General features: G+C 47.0%; 17 protein-coding genes. 10 read left to right on the forward strand and 7 right to left on the reverse strand.

Translation table 11 applies throughout. The features are described 5' to 3' along the window. The first annotated feature begins 17 nt into the window (after positions 1 to 17). The 10 genes from B3K42_RS04045 (at position 18) to B3K42_RS04090 (ending at position 13,245) form a co-directional block, all read left to right on the forward strand. Positions 18 to 3,494, forward strand: coding sequence for a metallophosphoesterase (locus tag B3K42_RS04045; RefSeq protein ID WP_110990328.1), 3,477 nt, complete (start codon positions 18 to 20; stop codon positions 3,492 to 3,494). Between the two features lie 1,154 nt (positions 3,495 to 4,648). Beyond that, complete coding sequence (locus B3K42_RS04050) at positions 4,649 to 5,251, forward strand: AroM family protein (RefSeq protein WP_181419050.1); 603 nt, start codon at positions 4,649 to 4,651, stop codon at positions 5,249 to 5,251. Positions 5,252 to 5,265: 14 nt separating this feature from the next. Further along, complete coding sequence (locus tag B3K42_RS04055; RefSeq protein WP_110990326.1) at positions 5,266 to 6,801, forward strand: ABC transporter substrate-binding protein; 1,536 nt, start codon at positions 5,266 to 5,268, stop codon at positions 6,799 to 6,801. A 58-nt stretch (positions 6,802 to 6,859) separates the two neighbouring features. Beyond that, entirely contained in the window at positions 6,860 to 7,819 is a 960-nt protein-coding gene (locus B3K42_RS04060) for an ABC transporter permease (RefSeq protein WP_110990325.1), read from the forward strand. Further along, positions 7,819 to 8,658: an ABC transporter permease gene (locus B3K42_RS04065; protein WP_110990324.1), complete on the forward strand. Its 840-nt coding sequence runs from the start codon at positions 7,819 to 7,821 to the stop codon at positions 8,656 to 8,658. Before B3K42_RS04060 ends, B3K42_RS04065 begins: the two co-directional genes overlap by 1 nt. 10 nt (positions 8,659 to 8,668) lie before the next feature. Beyond that, a complete protein-coding gene (locus tag B3K42_RS04070; protein WP_110990323.1) occupies positions 8,669 to 9,850 on the forward strand; it encodes an amidohydrolase in 1,182 nt (393 codons plus the stop codon). Continuing rightward, positions 9,847 to 10,836, forward strand: a complete 990-nt coding sequence (locus B3K42_RS04075) for an ABC transporter ATP-binding protein (RefSeq protein WP_110990322.1) — start codon at positions 9,847 to 9,849, stop codon at positions 10,834 to 10,836. Before B3K42_RS04070 ends, B3K42_RS04075 begins: the two co-directional genes overlap by 4 nt. Further along, entirely contained in the window at positions 10,817 to 11,779 is a 963-nt protein-coding gene (locus B3K42_RS04080; protein ID WP_110990321.1) for an ABC transporter ATP-binding protein, read from the forward strand. Before B3K42_RS04075 ends, B3K42_RS04080 begins: the two co-directional genes overlap by 20 nt. Continuing rightward, on the forward strand, positions 11,772 to 12,701 hold the full coding sequence (locus B3K42_RS04085; protein WP_110990320.1) for a DUF1177 domain-containing protein: 930 nt from the start codon (positions 11,772 to 11,774) through the stop codon (positions 12,699 to 12,701). Before B3K42_RS04080 ends, B3K42_RS04085 begins: the two co-directional genes overlap by 8 nt. Next, positions 12,694 to 13,245, forward strand: coding sequence for a helix-turn-helix domain-containing protein (locus tag B3K42_RS04090; RefSeq protein ID WP_110990319.1), 552 nt, complete (start codon positions 12,694 to 12,696; stop codon positions 13,243 to 13,245). Before B3K42_RS04085 ends, B3K42_RS04090 begins: the two co-directional genes overlap by 8 nt. 787 nt (positions 13,246 to 14,032) lie before the next feature. On the opposite strand, the gene B3K42_RS04095 is transcribed toward B3K42_RS04090, so the two are convergent. The 7 genes from B3K42_RS04095 to B3K42_RS04125 all read right to left on the reverse strand — a co-directional run. Beyond that, positions 14,033 to 15,049: a glycoside hydrolase family 15 protein gene (locus tag B3K42_RS04095; protein ID WP_110990318.1), complete on the reverse strand. Its 1,017-nt coding sequence runs from the start codon at positions 15,047 to 15,049 to the stop codon at positions 14,033 to 14,035. Next, on the reverse strand, positions 15,050 to 17,359 hold the full coding sequence (locus tag B3K42_RS04100; RefSeq protein ID WP_110990317.1) for a TIM-barrel domain-containing protein: 2,310 nt from the start codon (positions 17,357 to 17,359) through the stop codon (positions 15,050 to 15,052). 12 nt (positions 17,360 to 17,371) lie between these two features. After that, positions 17,372 to 18,565: an ROK family transcriptional regulator gene (locus B3K42_RS04105; protein WP_110990316.1), complete on the reverse strand. Its 1,194-nt coding sequence runs from the start codon at positions 18,563 to 18,565 to the stop codon at positions 17,372 to 17,374. Between the two features lie 51 nt (positions 18,566 to 18,616). Then, positions 18,617 to 19,852: an ABC transporter substrate-binding protein gene (locus B3K42_RS04110; protein WP_110990315.1), complete on the reverse strand. Its 1,236-nt coding sequence runs from the start codon at positions 19,850 to 19,852 to the stop codon at positions 18,617 to 18,619. A 15-nt stretch (positions 19,853 to 19,867) separates the two neighbouring features. Beyond that, entirely contained in the window at positions 19,868 to 20,695 is an 828-nt protein-coding gene (locus B3K42_RS04115) for a carbohydrate ABC transporter permease (RefSeq protein ID WP_110990314.1), read from the reverse strand. After that, positions 20,685 to 21,563, reverse strand: a complete 879-nt coding sequence (locus B3K42_RS04120) for a carbohydrate ABC transporter permease (RefSeq protein ID WP_110990313.1) — start codon at positions 21,561 to 21,563, stop codon at positions 20,685 to 20,687. The genes B3K42_RS04115 and B3K42_RS04120 overlap by 11 nt, the downstream gene beginning before the upstream one ends. Before the next feature lie 403 nt (positions 21,564 to 21,966). After that, on the reverse strand, positions 21,967 to 22,249 hold a 283-nt coding region (locus B3K42_RS04125), incomplete at its 5' end, for an IS4 family transposase (protein ID WP_292597022.1).

Here is a 22,249-nt window from a genome sequence, read left to right on the forward strand (position 1 = left end):
TAAAGGTGGTGGAGACTATGAAAGGAAAAAGAATATTGATCGTTTTGGCAATCGCGCTCATGAGTATCATGACTTTCGGTCAGATAGAAGTAGAGATGCTGCCATTTTGCTCGAGTGGAATAGAGAGGATGCCATGGCTTCACGACGGGATTCTCTACTTCGCTGGGACAAACTACGACATTTACTACACAACGCTAGAAAACGGAGAATGGGCCGAACCACAATGGCTTCCAGGCGAAATCAACACATCTGAGTACGAGATCAATCCCTGTGTGATAGAAAATGACCGAGAGTTGGTTATGTATTTCGCTAGATACTCGGCCGATACCGACTATGATTTCTACAGATCGGTATTTGATGAAGAGAAGGGCGGCTGGACAGAAGGAACTCTAATAAGTGAACTCAGCACGGATGTAAAAGAGTGGGATATCTGGGTGAACTCGGACGAGACCGTCGTATATTTCACTTCGGAAGGCACCTTTGCTGGAAAGGAACCTATCGGAGGAAGAGACATCTGGAAAGCTGAATCAATCGACGGGAAATGGTCGTCGCCGGAGAATCTCAGCTTCCTTAACACCGGCGGCGATGAATGGTCGGTGTTTGTTTCTCCAGATGGTTCCATATGGTTTGATTCTGCAAGGGATGACTCAATTGGAGGATATGATATTTATCGCTGGGATCTTTATACCCGAAGTATAGAGCACCCCGGACAACATATAAACACATTTCTCGACGAAAGAAGTCTTTGGACCGACGGACAGATACTGTATTTCTCGGGATTGAACAGACCTGATGGTGCAGGCAGCTACGACATTTTCACATTGTCATCTCCTCAAGAACCGGTAGCTGAGAAAGAACCAACGGTCGAACTCGTAGACCCAATAGCCGTGACTATCAATGATATTCGACAGAGATCCGAAGGCAGGTACTTGTTTCTAAACAACATCGTTGAGGTTGAAGGAATAGCAATGGTAAGCTCAGGCCTCTGGCATGACTCAGCGAATTACTTCGCCCTAACAGACAAGAGCGCAGGCATTCTCATCTATGCTCAAGGTTTCAAGGAGCCGCTCGTAGAGAAAGGTGATCTTGTACGGGTGAAGGGTACTCTCTCCACGGTTGGATATACAACAGATGTAAACAGCCTCGTTATTAGACCATCGTCTCCTGAAGATATTGAGATAATCAGAAAGGGAGAGACATTGCCCGAGCCTGTGATCATCTTTACAGATTCTGCAAAGAGCCAGCTCATAAACCTTGAAGGTTCGTTGGTAATGATTTTCGGGAAGATAAGCGCTTACGACAATGAAACAATTTCCAGGGGTTTCTGGCTGACTGGACCGTCAGACCATGATTTTGACAACGTATCGGCTGGAATGAAAGTGAAGTTCTATGACTATGCCGGCATCGACATATCGTCTCTTGACAATGGAAGCTTCGCTGCAGTTCAGGGAGTTCTGATTCAGGACAATGAAGGAAACTTCTATATAAGGCCAACAATCGACGAAGACATTCGAGAGCACACAGAAAACAGGGTTTTATTCTTAACCACAATTGCCAGAAAAGACCTTCTTACTCCGATGGAGGAAGAACCTGAAACTACAAAAGGAGAAGAAGAATCGAGAGATCTAATACTTCCTGAAGACATAGAAGTTATCACCCAGCTGTCCTCGTCCGATAATGATTTCTTTTCTTCGAGCATTGCTGGGACGTCAAATGGAAAAGAAGTCTTTGCCAGTCTTTACAAGGAAAAGGGAACAAGATCCAAGGACTTTTCTCCCGCAATTTATAAACTAGTTCAGGGAAACGTTTCAACAAAGATACCATTCCCCGGGGAAGCAGAATATCCATATCTCAAGGACAATATACTGCTCTTTGCAGGAAGAATCCTGCCTGATGATCAAGACAGTGACTGGGGAATATTTTCGTATGACATGTCAACAAAAGAGATAAAGACTCTGACATCAGAGGACTACGACCAAATCGAACCAGTAATCTCTTCCAAGAAGGATTTCTTGTTTTATTCGGAAAGAAGAGAGGGAGTATGGTTTGTTGTTAGACAGGATTTGTCGTCTGGTGCGAGGACGACTCTCATTGAGAATGCGAGATCACCCACGTTGTCACCGACAGGCAACGATGTCGCCTTCCAGTACTGGGACGGGGATAGCTGGGACATAGTGACCCTGAACATGAAAACCGGCAAGACGACTGGGATTCTAAGCAGCTCATTCAATGAGTTTTCTCCCGTTTGGTCGCCGCATGGCACAAAGCTTGCGTTTGTTGCCGATTACAGAGGAGAGACAGAAGTATTCGTTATAGATCTCTTTGATTATTCGATTACTCCTGTAACGAGGGATCTCTTCTCATCCACAAGTCCGTTCTGGCTGGATGAAAACACTCTGGGTTTCACAATGAAGACCAATCTTGGATGGAATATCGTTAAGGCGGGTGCCTTATCTGAAGAAGAGTCCCCATCTGAGAGTTCTGATGAAGAATACCAATTCATTGTCTCTCCGAGATTTGCTTTCCCCTACCTAAGTCACAATCGCATCCTTGAAATACTAACAAAAGAAAGCTATTCACAGAAAAGAGCAAGACTACTTAGCAAAACGGGAAGCGCATATGAGTTATCACAAATCGACAGTAACACCTACATAATCCCGGATCGCATTCCCGAAGGCCTTTATTCGCTTGAGGTTTTCGCAGAGAACAACGGTCATCTCTACCATCAGCTGGAAGAACACTCCGTTCGAATCGGACACATGGATGACTCCTTCACAGTCATTCAGATTACCGACCTCCATCTCGATCTGCCGGGTAAACCCGAGAATATGCTCTTGTTTGAAAGACTTCTTGGTGAGATTCGTGAAGAAAGCCCCGATCTCATGTTAATAACAGGCGATCTTTCTAGCTCTGCCCTTGCATATACAACTGACTGGGAATTCATAAAGAAAAAGATTCTTGAATATTGTGACTTTCCCGTATTTGCTGTGCCAGGGAATCACGATACTCAAAGATCCGGGAAGACTAGCGGGATCGAACTGTGGGAAGAGGTATTTGGTCCTTGTTACTACAGCTTTCAATGGGGTTCCTGGCACTTCATGGGTCTAAATACGGCCGATTCCGAGTACGGATTTGTGAGCGGCGTAGTCTCTGAAGAACAGATGAAATGGATAGCCCAAGAACTGACTAGAATAGGCGCCGGAAAGATCCTTCTTTTCGCCCATCACAACTTCTACGATGATCGATGGATCTTCTTCGAAGAGACTGAACAGAGAAGAGAGCTACTAGAGCTTTTCAGCACTAGCAACGTAGCCCTTGCTCTTTTTGGTCATCGCCATAGCGACGCGATAGACTATTCACTTAATACGCTTGCGGTTACGACGAAGAGGGCAGTGGAAACTGATAGCACACTGGCATACAGAAGAATAGTTGTAGAAGAAGGGCAAATTGTAGAACTGGTTGAAGTAGAGCCGAAGAGCTCGGTAGTTTTCTAGAAGCTGCAAGTACCAAGATGCGAATACAAAAATGAACGGTTATCCGTCAACGGTCCGCCATGCTCCAAGAAGAGAGTGTGAGCCGGGTTTAGGGTTGTGGGGTCTAGGATCTGGCAAGAGCAGAAGTGAGGCTGCTCGCAGGAGGTAAAATAGAGCCAGTCTGCTGTGTTGGCCAGTCACCTTCGGTGGCCAGTCTTTGCTTCGCAAAGGCCAGTTCCGGGTACAGCGGGCTAAAAGAGCCGCTGGTATAAGAAACGCTGGTCGCCGTAAAGAAACGTCCTTGGTCCTTCGTCCAAGACCGTGGACCCGTCCTTCGAAAGATCCGAAGCGGAAGCGAGGCTGCTTCGCAGCAAGCCTCTCAGGTCAACCGTCAACGGTTCTCCGTCCTCCGAGAAGAAAGCGTATGAGCCGGGTCTAGGGTTGTGGGGTCTAGGGTCTGGCAAGAGCCTTAGGAACTGTTCTTGGAAAGAGCAATTCTTCGTTCCGACGCTACGCGTCCAGGTTATTCGTTCTTGGTTAAGGAGTGTGAGAAGAGGAGAGAGCGCGAGACGGTCGCTCTCGTCTTCTCGTGAGCGCAGCGAACCCTCGTAAATGCTCTTTCTCGGCTCTTCCCAGCGAACAGCGGGTCTTTGTTCTTAAGCGTAAAGCGGTTTCTAAATGCCTGATCCCGTGCAGGCCCCCCAAACACGATCCCTGAACAGGAGCATTTTGGGGCAGGCTTTCAGGGCAGGCTCCACGGGATGACAACCCCTTCATGTCATCCTGGCAATGATCCTGCTCAGGATCTCGATCCATGTCGCGAAAAGTGCGAAGAGTTGCAAGTTTCATGATGTAAGTTGCAAGAAAAAGCCAGACCTCTATCTGAAAGAGCAATGATAAGTGTAATCCCCTTCTCAAAGTCATCTGACGTGCAGGAACCTACTACTGTTAAAATGAGTTTCTCACTTGCAAAATATCGCTTCTACTGATTAGTAGGAGCCCGATACGTGAGTGCTGTGTCTCAAAAGCTGGTCGCTATCGAACAATATGCAGCTATAATTGTCTGAACAAGCCAACTGACTGCGTTCGTTGGATCTTAGAGATGGGTTTTGAATATCGAGATGTCATGTAGTATAATTTAATTTAATTAATCAAGACTTAATTGGAGTATGGATATGACATTTTTGACTATTGGCCAGTCGCCTAGAGACGATCTCGTTCCTGAGCTTGTCCAGATTGTTGGAAAGCGTTTTGAAGTGCATGAGATCGGATTGTTGGATACTATAGAAGAAAGAGACATTCCTAAACCAACGTCAGAAAGAGATCTGCTAGTTAGCCGCTTGCGGGACGGTCGAGAGGTAGAGCTTTCCGAAGAATGGGTTAGAGAACAACTTCTTGCGTTTGAGGTGAAAGAACCGACAATGCTTTTGTGCACCAGTGAATTTGGTATAGTTAAGTATATTGAGCCATATAGAGTCATCAAGTCTTTCTTGAGTTCTCAGGGTCCTTTCGAAAGTCTAGCAGTAGTTGTGCCAGATAAGAAGCAAGCGTGCCTTGCACAGAGATGGAAAGGACTTTCGACGCGACTTGAGGTCTTCAGCTTTTCGCCTTATGAGGGAAGTCCCTCAATACCTAGCGGTCTTGCGGATTCAAAGTATATCTATCTTGATTGTATGGGTTACCGACTGGATCATGAGTCAATGATTCATGAGGTTGCTTCAGGTACAGTTATTTCGGCAAGAAGAATCGTGGGGAAATTTCTTCGCACCATAGTGTGAAAAGGAGGTATTGTATGAGAAAGTATTTGGTAATCATGTTCCTCGTAGTCGTACTTTCATTCTCTGCATTTGCAGCGGAAAAGTATGATTCGGAGCTTGTTGTTGGAACCGACCAGAATCCGACGACAATGGATCCAGCAATGTATCAGGATCTGGCTTCTTCTCAGGTAATGAGAAATGTCTTCGAGACGTTGGTAGCTTACACTGCCGATGTCAAGGAGATTAAACCACTAATTGCCGAGTCTTGGACCGTGAGCGATGACCTAAAGGTTTGGACATTCAAGCTCAGAGAGAATGTCTTCTTCCAGAAGGGGAAGTTCCAGGACGGGCGTAATGTAACTGCAGAAGACGTGAAGTATAGCTTTGACAGAGAGATGGAAATCTCTCCGATGGTGAGAATCTACATGATCGACACTATCGAAGTCGTTGATACTTACACTGTCAAGATCACTCTTCAGTATCCATACGCTCCATTCCTTACTGTTCTTACGGATATCGGAGCTGCAATCGTTCCTAAAGAAGAAGTCGAAGGCTGGGGCGACGACTTCGTTCTTCATCCGATCGGCTCTGGTCCGTACGTGTTGAAGGAATGGGTCAAGGATGACCATATGTCTTTTGAGAGATACGAAGAGTACTGGGGCGAAAAACCCTATGTAAAGAAGCTAACGTACAAGTTCATCCCTGACAAAGCTGTGTTGACTCTTGCGCTTCTCAGCGGACAGGTGGATATTACAAGCGATATTCTCGATCAGGACATTCCTAAGGTAACCGCTGATCCTAATGTTGAGGCCGTAATGGTGGGCGGAAACAACATCTACGCCGCTTACATGAACGCGACGAAGGGCCCGACCACCGATCCCAAGGTAAGAGAAGCGATTTTCAAGGCAGTAGATGTCACACAGATAGCTAAAGTCATCTTCCCTAATGAGAGTGGAGTTCCTGCATATGGACCTATTCCCCCCGGATCGTGGGCATACAATCCCGATGTTCAGAATTTCTACACTCCTTACGATCCCGAAGGCGCGAAGCAGATCCTTAAGGACGCCGGATATTCAGATGGCCTTAAGCTTAAGATGTATACTTCTGACGATCCAAACAGAAGAAAGATGGCCATCGTTATGCAGTCGATGCTAAAGCAGGTCGGAATTGATCTCGAAGTCATATCTCTCGAGTGGGGAAGTTTTATAGAAGTATCTGCTAATGGAGAAGCGGACATTTACGCAATCGGTTGGACATGGTATCCCGACCCTGAATTCTTCATGTACTACATGTTCCACTCTTCGACTGCGGGAACTTATGGAAATGGCGGTACATACAACAACCCCGAAGTCGATAAGTACATAGAGCTGGGTGAGTCCTCTGCTGATCAGGATGAAAGGATTATGTATTATAGGAAGGCCGAGGAACTCGTGATGAAAGACAGGTTCTTCTTCCCTGGGTACCACAAGCTTGTTGTCATGGGTGTTAGTGACAAGGTAAAGGGCTTCACGGTTTCTTCGGATATGACCATACGGATCTTCGCTCCGGGAACAAACGTTTACGTAGAATAGACTATCGTTTTTTGCGGGATGGGGCTTTCGCTCCATCCCCTTTTAAAGGAGTGGTGTTGTGAGAAAGTTCATTGTCAGAAGGTTGCTCCAGATTATTCCCACCCTTTTCTTTGTGCTTCTGACGGTTTTCTTTTTGATGAAGCTTATTCCTGGAGATCCTGCGGCGGTTCTTCTAGGACCAGGCGCCAGAGCTCAAGACATAGAGCGCTTTAGAGCAGAGCTGGGACTCGATCAGCCTGTTTTCACTCAGTTTGCGCTTTATCTGAAGAGGGTGTTCACCGGTAACTTCGGCAAGTCTCTCATATATAGGCAGGATGTGATCTCACTGATTGTAGAGCGACTTCCGACAACGCTTCTTTTGAGCGTGAGCGCTCTATTCATTGCTTCGATAATTGGAATACCGGCCGGCATTCTTGCCGCAACCAAGCACGATAGTTTTGTAGACTTCAGTATAACGATTCTCTCCTTAGTTGGGATATCGGTTCCGATATTCTGGTTCGGCATGATACTCATAATCGTGTTTGCGTTGCAGCTTGGGTGGCTTCCCGCGGTTGGGATTGGAAACATTTCAAATGGACTTTGGGATGTTGTCAAGCATATTATCCTGCCTTCTACGGCTCTCGGAATTCAGTCTATGGGAATCATAACGAGGTTCACCCGATCGAGTATGCTGGAGGTTCTCAGGCAGGATTACGTGAGAACCGCGATGGCTAAAGGATTGAAGAAGAGGTTAGTTCTGTATAACCACGCACTGAGAAACGCCCTTGTTCCGATAGTAACGGTCATTGGTCTGCAGCTTGGTACACTGCTTGCAGGAGCTGTTCTAACGGAGACCGTCTTTGCGCTCCCGGGACTGGGCAAATTGATGATAGACGCGATATTGAGAAGAGATTTCTTACTCGTACAGGGTGAAGTCTTGGTCATTGCTTTCATATACATACTTGTAAATTTCATAGTGGATATGCTCTATGCGTTTCTCAATCCAAAGATTAGGGTCGCTTATGGAGGGTCACAGTAATGAGAGCTGCACAATTCTTGAGGAGACTTCTACGGAGCAAGCAGGCTGTTGTAGGGCTTGTTGTGATTCTGATAATCCTTGTGCTCGCCTTGTTCTCCCCGCTTATTGCAACACACCAAGCAGAGGACATGGACTTCATGCACATCTTTGCTTTACCCGGTGAAGGGGGCCACTTGTTCGGCACGGATGACTACGGTAGAGATCTTTTTAGCAGACTGGTCTACGGAAGTCGAGTATCGCTTATGGTTGGTGTTGTAGCTGTGGGCATAGGTTCGCTTCTTGGCACAATAATCGGTGTGATAGCCGGCTTTTTCGGAGGCCTAGTCGATTCAATAATTATGAGAATAATGGACGCACTGTTGTCTTTTCCATATGTTCTGCTGGCCATAGCGATGATGGCGGTTCTCGGCCCAGGGCTCTTCAATGCGATGCTCGCTATCGGTATTGTTATGATACCGAGCTTCTCGCGAGTTGTTAGGAGCGCAGTCTTGACTTACAAAAACGAGGAGTTCATTACTGCGGCGAGATTGATGGGAGGATCGAATCTCTGGGTAATCATGTTTCACATTCTTCCGAACATCATTCCAACAATAATCATATATGTTTCTTTGAACTTCGCCGGTGCGATAATCAGCGAGGCCACATTGAGCTTTCTAGGCCTTGGAATTCAGCCGCCAACCCCATCTTGGGGAAGCATGCTGAGCGAGGCCAAGAATTATCTTCAGACTGCTCCAAATATGGCTATCTTTCCGGGAATAGCGATCCTAGTTTCCTGTTTGGGATTCAATCTTCTTGGAGATGGCTTGAGAGACGTGCTAGATCCCAGATTGAGGTCTTGAAGGAGGTTACATGGACAAGAAAAGGGGAATAATCCATAGTGTTGACAGAATTTCCAGTGATGTAATTGAGCTGGGTAAGAAGATCTTCGGTTTCTCTGAGCTCTCTTACGAGGAGTACAAGTCATCTGAGGCTCTAAAGAATTTCCTTAAAGCCTCCGGATTTGAGGTTATAAGCCCGGCTATTGAGGAGCTGCCCACTTCCTTTATTGCAAGTTACGGTAACTCTGATCCGAGAATAGCTGTGATGGCCGAATATGATGCGCTGCCTGAAATCGGCCATGCTTGCGGTCATAATCTGATCTGTACTACAAGTATTGCAGCGGCTATCGCACTCAAGGAAAGCGGAGCGATCGAGGGAACCGGCGGTTCCGTTGTTGTGGTAGGTTGCCCCGCTGAAGAACGCGGAGGAGCGAAGAGGGTTCTTGTCGAAAAGGGTGTTTTTGATGATATGAGCGCTGCTTTGATTATTCACCCCGCTTCAATGAGTACGGGTTTTGACATTTCGTATGCCCTGAAGACCTTCTCTATTGAATACTTTGGTAAACCGGCTCACGCTGCCGCGGATCCGGCTAAAGGTGTAAACGCGCTCGATGCTGTGATTCAGATGTTCAATGGTATTTCTGCATTGCGTCAGCAGCTTCCGGAGAAGGTTCGGATACACGGAATAATCACCAATGGCGGTCAATCCTTCAATACAATTCCCGATTTTTCAGCTGCCGAGATCGGAATAAGGGCGCTGACTATTGAAGAAGTCGACGTTGTCTCGGAGAAGTTCAAGAAGATAGTTGAAGCAGGGGCGTTGGCTACGGGGTGTGATTTTGAGGTGGAGCAAACCGAGCAGATGGAAGAGGTGTACGTAAACGTTCCTATTGCACGCCTATTGGACAGTAATTACGAGCTCGTCGGCGAAAAAACAACTATGCGTACGTATGAACAAGGAGTCGGCTCTACGGATGTAGGTTCGGTTACGCACGTGTTGCCTGCGATACAGGGGTACATAAATATTACCGAGCACCGGGACATCCCTACCCATACAAGAGAATTCGCGTCCTGTGCGAATTCAGAATATGCCTACAATGCAATGATAAGAGCCGCGAAAGCAATGGCGCTTACAGTCTATGATCTTCTGTCGGATAGATCGGTGTTGCAAGAAGTTATAGATTATTTCAAAGAGAGAAGGAAAGAATTTTGAGTCATGTTCTCGAGGTGGAAGACCTAACGGTCGAGTTCAGGTTGCCTGAGGGAATACTTAGAGCCCCGGATGGTATTAGCTTTTCGGTGGGCGAAAGAGAAGTGCTCGGCATAGTCGGAGAAAGCGGTTCCGGTAAGAGTGTCACTGCGCTTTCACTGATGGGTCTGATACCTTCTCCTCCTGGCAAAGTAAAAGCTCGCAAGATGGAATTCATGGGAAAGAATCTTCTCAAAGAGGCCGAGGAGGTAAGGGGGAAAAAGATATCGATGGTCTTTCAGAATCCCTTGAATTCACTGAACCCGTCGATGAAGATAGGAGCTCAGCTGGTCGAGGTGTTAGTAAACCATATGAATATGACAAAGCCAGAGGCGAAGGCGAAGTCGATTGAGATCATGAAGAATCTTGGAATTCCCTCACCGGAGAATCTCATGGACCGGTACCCTTTTGAGTATAGCGGGGGCATGCGCCAGCGAATCATGATCGCTATGGCGATGCTTTGCAATCCAAAGCTATTGATTGCCGATGAACCAACTACGGCTCTTGACGTGACAATTCAGTCTCAGATTCTCTATCTGTTCCGTGAATTGAAAGAAGAGTTCGAGACTTCTCTGATTTTCATTACACACGATCTCGGAGTCATCGCACAGATTGCAGATAGAGTGATGGTTATGTACGCTGGGAAACAGGTAGAGAATGCATCTGTCGAAGAGATCTTCAAGAATCCGAAGCATCCTTATACTTTCGGTCTACTTGATTCCGTACCGAAATTGATTCCCGAGAAGAGAAAGGAAAGGCTTCCTTCTATAAAGGGTAACGTTCCAGGCTTGCTGGAACCCCCAACAGGCTGTCGTTTTCACCCAAGGTGCAGTAAGGCAATGAAGATTTGCGCTGAAAAGCAACCGCCTGTCTTTTCAGTGGGTTCATCTAAAGTATGCTGCTGGCTTTATGGTAGAGAGGTTGCGAATAATGAAGCTGTTGGAAATTAGGAACCTTACAAAGAGATTCCCAATAGAGGATAGCATTTTTGGGAAACCGGTTAAGTTTCTCAAGGCAGTCGATGACGTATCCTTTGAAGTCGATAAGGGCGGCGTTTTCAGTTTGGTAGGCGAGAGCGGGTCCGGAAAATCCACAATAGCAAGGTTGATATGTGGTGCGTATCAGCCAACATCCGGTGAGATTCTGTATATGGGAAGTCCAATTGGAAGAACGAAGGCCGATTACAGAAACATCCAGATGATCTTTCAAGATCCGGATGCTTCGCTTAACCCGAGAAAGAATGTCTTTTCGATCATCGAAGAGGGGTTGAGAATTCATAGATTGGGGAGTTCACGAGAGAGAAGAGAAAGGGTTTTGAATATTCTCGACTCTGTTGGTTTGGATCGTTCAACAATCAAGAAATTCCCTCACGAACTAAGCGGCGGGCAGAAGCAGAGGGTCTCTGTCGCGAGGTCGCTCATTCTGCAGCCGGAATTGCTGGTCCTGGATGAACCAACCTCGGCTCTTGACGTTTCAATTCAGGCACAGATGCTGAACCTCCTTAGCGATCTACAGAAGGAGTTTTCATTGACTTATGTTTTCATCACACACGACCTCAAGATCGTAAGTCAGATTTCCGACCATGTGGCCGTTCTGTATCTGGGAAACATCATGGAAATTGGACCGGTAGATCTGATAATTGATAGCCCGCTTCATCCATACACTCAGGGACTGCTCAAGTCTGTCCCACAGCCTGATCCGAGTAAGAAAGCGACGAATGAGATTCTAAAAGGCGAGATTCCCAGTCCGGTAAATCCGCCCAAAGGCTGCCCGTTTATTACGAGGTGCCCACAGGTCTTTGAGGCTTGCACGATAAAACCGGAACTCAAGGTCGTCCGCGACAGAAAGGTAAGATGCCATCTTTATTACACAGGAGGTAATTTCAATGCTTAGGCAGGTAATGGATATTCTTGAGTTTCTCGATAGCCCTTCTGTAAACGGGAAAGAAGTTGCGGAACTCTTCGCACCATACGAAGGCGTTGTTGTAGAGATCGAGAACGCTGGCAGCGAAAAAGGAAGCACCGACGTGATTCGAATTCTGATCGAAGGACAGGACTCCTCTCTACCTGTTCTTGGCGTAGTCGGGCAGCTTGGAGGTATTGGAGCTAGACCGGACGTGATAGGTTTTGTTAGCGATGGAGACGGTGCTGCTGCGGCACTTGCACTGGCCCTGAAGGCGGCCCAAGCAAGCAGCCAGGGAGATAGGCTTCCGGGGAATCTCTACGTTTCGACACACATCTGTCCCGATGCTCCGACACAGCCACACGAGCCTGTTCCATTCATGGGATCACCGATAGGAACAAGGCAGGCGCTGCAGGCAATGCTCAAGGGGCGCCTCGATGCAGTTATTTCAATAGATACAACTAAGGGAAACAGATTGATGAACTGGAAAGGTATAGCTATAACACCTACTGTGAAGGAAGGGTACATACTGAAGGTCTCAGATGATTTGCTCGATATCTATGAATCCGTTACTGGTCAGCCGGCGAGAGTCTTGCCGATAACTATGCAAGACGTTACTCCTTATGGAAACAGAATCCATCACATAAACAGCATTATGCAGCCCTGTACTTTACTGAGCGTTCCCGTAATAGGTCTTGGGATAACAACCGAGGTGGCCGTTGCCGGATGTGCAACAGGTTCTTCGCACGAACTGGACATAGAGTTGGCTGCTCGTTTCTCTTTCGAGGTAGCAAAACGATTTGGACAGAACAAGTGCAAGTTCTATGATCATACTGAGTTTGAAAGAATTAATGCGCTTTATGGCGACATGTCAAGATTAGTGTTTTCGACGAAGGACCTTGAAGATGACTGAACTTGACAACATAGGAAACAAGCTGAGATCGCTGAGGCAGGCAAGAAAAATCAGCATAAAAAAGATGGCCGACACTTCCGGTGTGAGCTCCAGTCTGATAAGTCAAATAGAACATGGAAAGGTTTCCCCTTCGCTTAATACTCTTAAGAAAATTCTCGACGCAATGGGAGAGACCGTGATTTCTCTTGTGCAGCAGAATTCCTCGGAAAGCCTCATGAAAGGTTTGATAAAACGCGAAGATAGAATGACTGTCACGGTTGCGCCCGGCCTCTATTACGAGGTTCTTTCCGCGCCCAACAAGTCATATTCCATGTTTATTTCTTACCTGAGTCCTGACGCCGGTACGGAAGACTTCTTTATCCACGAAGGCATTGAATCGGGAATTATGCTGAAGGGGAAGATTGAACTTCAGCTTGGAGATAGTACTTTGATTCTCGAAGAGGGAGATAGCATAACCCACAGCAGCACAATACCACACAAGTGGAGAAACCTTGGGAACGAAGTAGCGATAGGAATCTGGGTGGTGTGCCCTCCAAGCTTCTAAAAAGTCCTCTTTCTTTCTTTTTTTGGTGACTCCATTATTCACCTATACGTAGTATTCCTCTTTTTTGCGAAGCAAAGAGTGGCCTGCGTAAGCAGACTGGCTTCCATATTTCTCGCCTTTTCCTGAGCGAAGCAAACCGCTCGAATCCTTCTCATCTTATCTTGATCTTATCGGCGAACGGGTTTTTGGTATTGGGCGGTTGACGTAGGACGTCTCTTCAAAACGCTAAGGGACAAGCGAATAGCGGATCTTACAGCGATCAGCGGGTTTTTGTTCCTAAACGTACAGCGGTTCTTTGAAGCGAGATGACGGAAAGAGCAGGGTATGAGTGAAGGGTCTCGGGTGTGGTGAAAAAGACGGTTTACTCTGAAATCATCCCGTGGAGCCTGCCGTGAAATGGTCCCCCTCATGTCATCCCATAATGATTGTATACGGGATCTCGTTCTTCTCGTTCGTCTCTCTCTCTAAAAAGAGGTAAGAGGCATGAGGTTAGAGGTTAGAAAATCAAAATCTTCACGCTCTTCACACCTCACACCTCTACCCTCTCACCTCAGGTTACCAACCAAGAACCTGGACGCGTAGCGTCGGACCGAAGAATTGCTCTTTCCAAGAACAGTTCCTAAGGCTCTTGCCAGACCCTAGACCCCACAACCCTAGACCCGGCTCATACGCTCTACTCGGAGAACGGTGGACAGATGACGTCTCTTCTAAGCTTCAAGCGAACTGTGTCTTCTTGCAAGCGTACAGCAGTTCTTCCACATCGAAAAGGCTTATTTTTCGTCAGCGCTCAAAGTATCATGTCGATGTATGCGGCATGTGACCATAGGAGGGGCGAGGCGATATCTCCCCACTTTTTGACCCAAGGCTCATACATTTTCGTATCGATCAGATGTTCTGGAATCTGCTCGGGTAAACTACAGTTGGTGTCGACGTTTTTCTCTATCCACTTTTTTATCTCTTCCGAAACTGTATTTTCGCCGTTTAGTTTTAGATGACCGGCAAGATAGGCGCTGAGAAGTATCCAGCTTCCGCCGCCGTAGTATGTATCCCTGTTATATCTCTTCAAACCTCCATCACAATACAAGTCGTCGATTATGGCCTTTTCAGTCCTTTTCATAAGTAGGGAGTCGCTATCGAATAGTCTGAATGGATAGGAGGCCCAGATTAGGCTTGAATCGACTGAATCAAGGGCTGTTGACTTTTTCAGTCGCCCGTCGTATGTCAACTCTTTGAGTATGAAGTCAAGGATTCTCTTCCATTCAGTCTGTCTGTTGATCACACCTTCTATCGACTTCAGCCCCGCAACTATGGAGAGAAGGGTTGAGGTGTGTATCATTGTCGGGAATTCTTCCCAGACATCGTAACAGGGGATCTCCCATACTCCCTCAAGGTACTTCGCACACAGATCGCAGATTTCGAGGTCGCTTTCATCTAGAAGCTGTGAGTTCTCGGCAACTATCCAAAGGAATGTGCCGTAACCGTCACTCTGTGCATTCGTCCAGTCGTCTTCGCTGATAAAGCCATCTAGAGTGTATCTCGTCGGCAGTAGAATACTTAAATCAGAACGGGAACCGAAAGTGGCATCTTCAAGTGAATGTCGGTATCTCTTGAGAACATTCAGACCCCATCGGATGAATTTCTCTGCGCTCTCCTTCTTTCCAGCCTTCTGCATGGCATGAGCGGTGAACGATCCATCTCTGAACCAGCAGTAGCCGTACTGCGAGAAGTTGGGTGATGCAACGTAGCTTCCTGCTTTGCTCTGGTTTTCTTCAATGATTTTTATTGATCTCTGTAGTAAGTCCATCTACTGTATATCTCTCCATTCTACTTTGATTATTCCCTGTTCGTTGCCGATTATCCTCGCCATACGTTCTGTTTTGCCCCTTCTCTTGAGCTCGCCGATATCCTTCGGCCATTCATTCCCGACGTGAAGTAGTCCCGTCTCTTCCTGAGACCAGTTTGTGCCGAAAAGCCTTTCGTCAGAAGGAATGCTTACGGGTATTATCGATCCCTTTCTGAGGTAGACTTCGTTTCTATTACCATGAATACTGACAGTACCCGAGTATGTCTCTCCGCTCCAGAGATTCACCCATTCACCCTCAGGAAGAATCACTTTTCTGACTCTCATCTCTTCATCCACTGCCGGCGAAACGACTATTTCTCGACCGAACATGTAGGACAGGTCTTCAGAATCGTTTTCTTTCTCTATAAGGAAGAGCGGTAATGTCAAGGGTCTGCCTGTCCGGGCTGCGTGAACCGATTCTCTGTAAATGTAAGGGGAGAGAGTCATTCTCAAAGATGCGAATCTTCTGTAGTAGTCTATGATGCTTTCGTCGTTGTAGGCTCTTGAGATATTCCACGGCGTTCTCTCGGAGGATGGCACTGGATCTCCCGGGTCTTCCGAGTGGAGCTGGAAGATAGGTGTGAAGACCGCCAGTTCAACAGATCTTCTGTAAAGCTCCGCGGAGGGAATCTCTCCGCTGAATCCCGCGATGTCCCATCCCCAGAAGGGGTTTCCGGAAATGGAAACGTTAAGGCCGGCAGTCATGTTGTCTCTCAGGGCCTCCCATGTAGAATCCTCATCGCCTACCCAGAAGAGGGAGTAAGCGGGACTCCTGGTGTAGCCAGCGCGACTGAAGAGCGCTCCGTCTTCACTCAAGATGCTTGCGCTGGCCTGGAAGTATTTCTCTGGATAAGTGTTTCTGGTAATCGCCGCGCTGCCGGCTGCCGTGAAAGTCTCTCTTCCCCAGAGATGTTCTCCGCCGTCGGTCTTGAACCCATCGACTCCCAGTTCTTGGATCAAATACTCCCTCTTGGAGGCCCACCATTTTGCAGCTTCATCATTATAGAAGTCCACGACAACGTTTTCCTCGTGCCAGCGAGCAGGGGAGATTCTGTAATCGGAACCATCCTCTTTCTTCACAAAGTAGCCCTTTGAACTGCCGTAGTGGATATCTATCGCGGGCTGTGGATTGGAATCGTCAAAGCACTTCATAACCGGAATCTGCCAGAGTAGAAGTCTTATACCCTTCTCGTGAAGCTTTCTGATCATTTCTGCCGGGTCTGGCCAGGGTTCGTGAAATCTGAAATTGGCCAGTCTGAAGTTCCGCTCGCCCGGGAGCGGATCGTATTGTGCTCCATTGAAAATGTAGAAGGTCTGTTCATCTGCCCACGCCTCAATAACCAGAGCCGTTGCCGGGAGGTTGTTCTTCACAGTCTCATCCAAGACTCCCATGACCTTTTTCTGACTGTTCCACTGGTTGGCCGAGAGCCAGGGCCCAAGAGCCCACAGAGGAGGGGTACAAGGTTTCGAAATGCTATAGATTTCCTCAATTGCTTTCAATGGAGTTTCTTTCTTCCACAAATGAATCCTGGTATCTTCAATTGGGCAGCCTTTTGTGTAAACCCTCAGCGTAATCTCTGATATGTCTAGCTTGACGGAAGTCATGAAACCCGTGTCCACGAAGAAGGCCCTTCCGTTGCTTGAGAAGATGAATGGAACAGGGGCATAACCCCTACTTTTCTGAACTTTGTACTGATCGTATACGTGGATGAACCTCTCCTGACCATCGGGAATCGTGATTGCATCGAAATGTTCTCCAAGTCCGTAGAACTGCTCGTCTTCATCTCTTTCAAGAGTGATTCTCAGGTCAAACAGTTCCGTTCCGTCCGTCAGTACACTTGCCTCTTTGACTGCTTCACATCTGGTTCGACTATCTCTGTTCACAGTTAGGATGTCATTTTCAAGTGAAAGAAAATCACATGCATCTATCCATTTGCACACTGTGTATTCGTGCCACTTTGAAGTGACGTAGGTTGAAGGTCCGCGACCTGCGATGAACCTGTACTTCATCTTTGTTCCCACACTTTCGGAGTCTATATCTACTTCCCAGTGGGCTTTGCCTCCGTGATTGAGCTGGTACTGAGCGCGTCTCTTGTAGATCCTGTCTCCTGCCTGGACTTCGATCCATGCTCTCTGACCGACAGTCATCGGGTCTGTCACGAATTTTACTTTCACACAATCGCCCTCGAGAGGTTCACGCGGACTCCTCTCGTAACCCTGAACGGTATAGTAGGGATCATCTATTCCAAACGGTGTATGAATTATCTCCATTATCTGCTCCTTTCATCTTCGAACAGTAAAGAGCTCGCTTTCGATTACTCTGTAAATACAGCCAAGTGTCCAGGCCTTCTCACCTATCCTGTCGATGTCAAACTCTATGTTGTCGGCCAGACCGGAAAATGCGTTTCTCCTTGCATGATCTATCGAACTCTCGAGAAAGAATTCCGAAAACTCTAGCGCCTCTCCGCCTACAAGCAAGTAATCGGGAGCGAATACGTTGATAAGGTTCTTCAGGGCCGTTCCGATATCTTCTCCGTATTCCTGGAAAACTACTATAACCGTCTCTCTATCGATTTCAACTGCTCTTTTCAGATAATGTATCTCTGAAGTTTCCGTCGCCTTGACGGAGCTGTACAGCTTTTTCAGTTCTGAAGAGGTCGTTCTTGAAAAGACCTTACGGGCAAGAACCTCGAAGGAAGCTTGAGCTTCGAGGCAGCCCCGACTACCACATGTGCATCCGTTTCCGTTCTGAGAGATTGTCATGTGCCCAAACTCTCCGCTTCCTGCTCCGGTAAGGTGGAGCTTGCCATCGATTGCTACCGCACCGCCTATCCCTACTCCCAGAGTTATGAAGACACAGTTCTTGTGGTTATTCACATCTCCCTTCCAGAATTGGGCGAGAGCGAAGGAATCTACGTCGTTCATCACAAAGGTCTTCTTTCCGGATCGTTCCGAGATCAATTTAGCAATTGGTACTTCTTTCCAATTCAGAAGGAAGGAATTCTTCACAACGCCTTTGAGTGAATCTACAATACCCGAGACGGCGATTCCGATCCCCAGAAGGCTTTCGCCCATTAGCCTATTCCACTCCTTCAGAACGGTTTGCGTTGCTGAGACGACTTCTTCTGGAGACTGATTCTCAAGGAGCCTTCGTTCACTTACAAGAACGGTGCCGAAGAGGTCGGTCAATGAGTAGTCAAGATAGCCCACGCCAATCTTCAGCCCGAGCACACAGAGCTTCTTCGGTTGGATACTCAGAAGAATAGGCTTTCTTCCCCCTGTTGAGTCTGCGACCCCGGTTTCCTCTACAAGGCCACTTTCAATTAGCTCTCCCACTACCTTAGTAACCGTGGCAGGACTTAGGCCTGTGAGCTTTGCGAGGCTCGCCCTGTCTATTCCTTCATTCGAATAGATCCCTCTCAGAAGCAGTTTTTCGTTTATATCTTTCATTGTCTCTTTACTGGCTTTGCTTGCCACGACAAACCTCCAGGGAAGGGGCCGGGATTCCTTCCCGGCCCGATCTTTAGATCAGTCTAGCCTTATGGATCTCTCCAGTTCTGCCTGGGCATCATTGAGCGCCTGTTCCGGAGTCTTTTCTCCGTATCTTGCCGCTTCTAGATGTCTGTTCACTATGTCTGCCATTTCGTTGAACTGCTCAATAACCGGGGGCGTTACGAGATAGTCCAGAGACTTGAATACTACTTCTTTGCTCTCTGGAGGCGTGGTCTGCTTGTAGAGTTCAATTATCTCGGGGTATGTTACCGGTGGTAGCTCCCAGCCAGCTTCGATTCTGATCTTGGCGACATCAATGTCTCCTGAGAGGAAGCTGATCCACTTGAAGGCCGCGTCAACCTTCTTCGAGTCCTTGCTAATTGCAAGACCGTTTGCGAAGAAATGTGTTGCCTTGCTTGTGTTGCCCGGCTCAACAGCTATGTCCCAGTTGAAGTCACAGCTATCTTTGAATGTCGAGAAGGCCCATGTTCCGGTCACTATCATTCCAATTCTCTCGACTTCAAAGAGATCCCAATCTCCCATGCCCGCCATCTGCGCATCGCTCGGCATAACGTTCGACTCGAGTATCCTGTCTACCATGTACTGCAGAGTCTCGATGTTCTGAGGACTGTTCAGTGTGAACGCTGTCTTGTCTTCGTTGAGAATGCCGCCACCGTTTTGCTGGACCATCTTGTAGAATTCCCAGAACTGAACTGGCTGGTAAATCCCAAAGGTCATAGCATCCAAAGCCCTGATCTTCTTGGCCGCTTCCAGTTCGTCGGCCCATGTCCAGTCTTCTCTCGGATATTCGGCGCCTGCCCTGTCGAAGAGGTCTTTGTTGTATATCAGCACTACGTTGGAGAAACTGAACGGCAAGCCATACTGCACACCATTGTCAGAAAAGGCGTAAAGCGCTCTTTCGTTCAACACGCTGGTGTCAAAACCAGAGGAGCTAAGAAGATCGTTCAGGTCTAGCAGAACACCCTTTTTCGCGTAGGTATAGAAGTTCTCGTAGTTCAGCTCAAAAGCATCAGGGGCGTTGCCGCCGGCTACGACGGTCATCAGTTTGGTGAAATAGTCGCCGAAACCTACTGTTTCGATTTCTACCTTAATATCCGGGTTCTGTTCCTCGAAGATCTCTTTCATCTCTTCAAGATACTTCGCATTTGCATCTGCTGAAGAGAAGTTCATGAACTTGATAGTCGTTACACCGAGTAGAGAGGTTGTCAGTACCATTGAGGCAACCACTAGAACTACCAGAAACCTTTTCATAGAATCACACTCCTTTTAGCCTTTTATACCACCTACACTGAGCCCCTGTTCGAAGTATCTCTGAGCGAATGTGTAGATTAGCAGTATTGGAATCATAGATATTAGAGCCCCGGCCATAAGCATGTTGTAGTCGCTCTGGTGCTGGCCATTTAGTAGACTGAGACCGACCGGTAGGGTCATCTTGTTCTTGTCTGTTAGAACTATGAGCGGCCATAAGTAATCGTTCCAGGCTCCCATGAACGTGATGACGGTTAGTGTCGCAACGGCGGGCTTTGACAGAGGCAGTATCATTCTAAAGAAGATCCTGAAATGCGATGCGCCGTCGAGAACGGCCGCTTCAACGAAATCATCTGGTATGGTTCTCATGTACTGCCTGATCATGAATGTTCCAAATGCGTTGAAGAGAGATGGGAGCATGATGCCCACATAGCTGTTTAGCAGCGAGAGATGCTTTAGGGTGAGGTAGTTCGGTATCATTGTGATAGTAGCCGGAATCATCATCGTTGCTATGTAAATTCCAAACAAAACTTCTCTGCCTCTGAATTTGATCTTTGAGAAGACATACGCAGCCATACATGCAGACATCACCGTAACGAACGTGATCAGTACCGAAATGAATATGCTGTTGAAAATTGCCCGTCCAAAAGGGAAGACATCGAAGATCTTGACGAACCCATCGAAGCTTATTTTTTCCGGAAACCATTGAATGGGCAGCACTGTTAGCGCTTTAGCTTCCTTCAGAGATGTGGAGACCATCCAGAAGAAGGGAAGCAGAATGAAGAAGGAAAACGCTAGCATCACCAGGTAATACACAGTCCGTCTCGAGAGCTTCTTAAGATTCATAGTGCACCCACTTTCTTTGCATCTTCCACTGAACAAGGGTTACGACCAGAATAAAACAGAACATAACCCAGGACAGAGCTGTCGCGTAGCCCATCTTGTAGTAAGTGAAGGCGTAGTTGTAGATTCTCTCCATCATCACCTGCGTCGACCCATGAGGGCCCCCTTTAGTCATTATCATGACCTGGGGAAATAGCTGAAAAGAGTTGATTATGGCCATTATGAGTACGAAAAACATAGTAGGAGAGATGAGAGGGAGAGTTATGTATCTGAACTTCTGCCATCTCTTCGCGCCGTCTATCGAAGCCACTTCATAATAGGAAGGGTTTATGCCCTGCAGGCCGGCTAGGAAGATCAGCCCGAAGAAGCCCATGTCCTTCCAGACGCTTGCCAGTACTATTCCCGGCATTGCCCAGACCTTGTCGTACAACCACGACGGACCCTGTAAACCGACTATGCCCAGAATCGAATTTATTGGACCGTAGTAAGGGCTGAGAAGCCATCGCCAAACCATTGCTGCAGCGACCCAGGAGCTCAAAACTGGAATATAGAATATTGTCCGAAACACTCCTGTGAACCTTGTTCTTACATTCAGAAGCATCGACAGGGACATCGAAGTGATTATCATCAGAGGTATGTATAGAACTATGTAGTAAAGAGTATTGATGAGAACTCTCCAGAACTCTTCGCTCTCAAATATCCTCTTGTAGTTCTCTGTGCCCACGAAATTGGCCTTACTTAGAACATCCCAGTCTGTGAGACTGAGAATGAAGGAGTAAACAATGGGAAAGACTTGGAAGAAGATGAGCCCACAGATACTGGGTAAGAGAAACATAAGAATCACCAATCTCTTTCTTGTCTTTTTATTCATCAGTCCGATCCTCCCAAACAACCACTTTTCTCGATTTCTGATCTCAATAAAATATCCCTTGTCGAATGAAACTCATAAAAAAACGAAACTCTTCAAAAGATACTTTCTTCACTGACGAAACTAAGTTCATTATACTGTCTTCTCCCACTCAGACAATTATCGATGAGAACTAATGACAGACCATGCTGAATACTCAGAAGCATTTATGCCTTCCGTACTTCTAATTGCTATGGAATCCGATGATTTCCACATCCCTTCCCTTTGGGAATCCATTTTTAACATTCTAGTAATGCACATCTTTGTTGAATAACAAAGAAATACAAGTTGATGGGTGCAACGCTACCTTCCGAAGAAAGGAGACCGGGAAGACCCTCCCCCCTATAAGCTCATCATTACCCATAAGTTAGTTAGAAAAAATGTCTGCATATTCAAGCACTATGAGCAGTTTAATTAGACCCTGCCAGACGGTCTTTACACCTGGATATCCATCACTCTTTCTTCCAATGAAACCGCCAATTCTTCCCAGCATGTAGACTATCTCGTTTATCGTCGGTGGTTCATCCGGCAAAGGTTTGTCTTTGTTTGCCATCTTGTACAGGATCTTCCATTCTCTTTCATCGAGAAAGAACAATGACCGCTTTTCGTTGAACTCTCTTCCAAGATATGTAAGCCATAAGAGGAACCAT

Source organism: Mesotoga sp. UBA6090, from assembly GCF_002435945.1.
Lineage (GTDB): Bacteria > Thermotogota > Thermotogae > Petrotogales > Kosmotogaceae > Mesotoga.

Bases quoted from the DNA above. Each gene is read 5' to 3' on its own strand.
- B3K42_RS04045 (WP_110990328.1), top strand. From the start codon at position 18: ATGAAAGGAAAAAGAATATTGATCGTTTTGGCAATCGCGCTCATGAGT.
- B3K42_RS04050 (WP_181419050.1), top strand. From the start codon at position 4,649: ATGACATTTTTGACTATTGGCCAGTCGCCTAGAGACGATCTCGTTCCT.
- B3K42_RS04055 (WP_110990326.1), top strand. From the start codon at position 5,266: ATGAGAAAGTATTTGGTAATCATGTTCCTCGTAGTCGTACTTTCATTC.
- B3K42_RS04065 (WP_110990324.1), top strand. From the start codon at position 7,819: ATGAGAGCTGCACAATTCTTGAGGAGACTTCTACGGAGCAAGCAGGCT.
- B3K42_RS04070 (WP_110990323.1), top strand. From the start codon at position 8,669: ATGGACAAGAAAAGGGGAATAATCCATAGTGTTGACAGAATTTCCAGT.
- B3K42_RS04080 (WP_110990321.1), top strand. From the start codon at position 10,817: ATGAAGCTGTTGGAAATTAGGAACCTTACAAAGAGATTCCCAATAGAG.
- B3K42_RS04085 (WP_110990320.1), top strand. From the start codon at position 11,772: ATGCTTAGGCAGGTAATGGATATTCTTGAGTTTCTCGATAGCCCTTCT.
- B3K42_RS04090 (WP_110990319.1), top strand. From the start codon at position 12,694: ATGACTGAACTTGACAACATAGGAAACAAGCTGAGATCGCTGAGGCAG.
- B3K42_RS04095 (WP_110990318.1), bottom strand. From the start codon at position 15,049: ATGGACTTACTACAGAGATCAATAAAAATCATTGAAGAAAACCAGAGC.
- B3K42_RS04100 (WP_110990317.1), bottom strand. From the start codon at position 17,359: ATGGAGATAATTCATACACCGTTTGGAATAGATGATCCCTACTATACC.
- B3K42_RS04110 (WP_110990315.1), bottom strand. From the start codon at position 19,852: ATGAAAAGGTTTCTGGTAGTTCTAGTGGTTGCCTCAATGGTACTGACA.
- B3K42_RS04115 (WP_110990314.1), bottom strand. From the start codon at position 20,695: ATGAATCTTAAGAAGCTCTCGAGACGGACTGTGTATTACCTGGTGATG.
- B3K42_RS04120 (WP_110990313.1), bottom strand. From the start codon at position 21,563: ATGAATAAAAAGACAAGAAAGAGATTGGTGATTCTTATGTTTCTCTTA.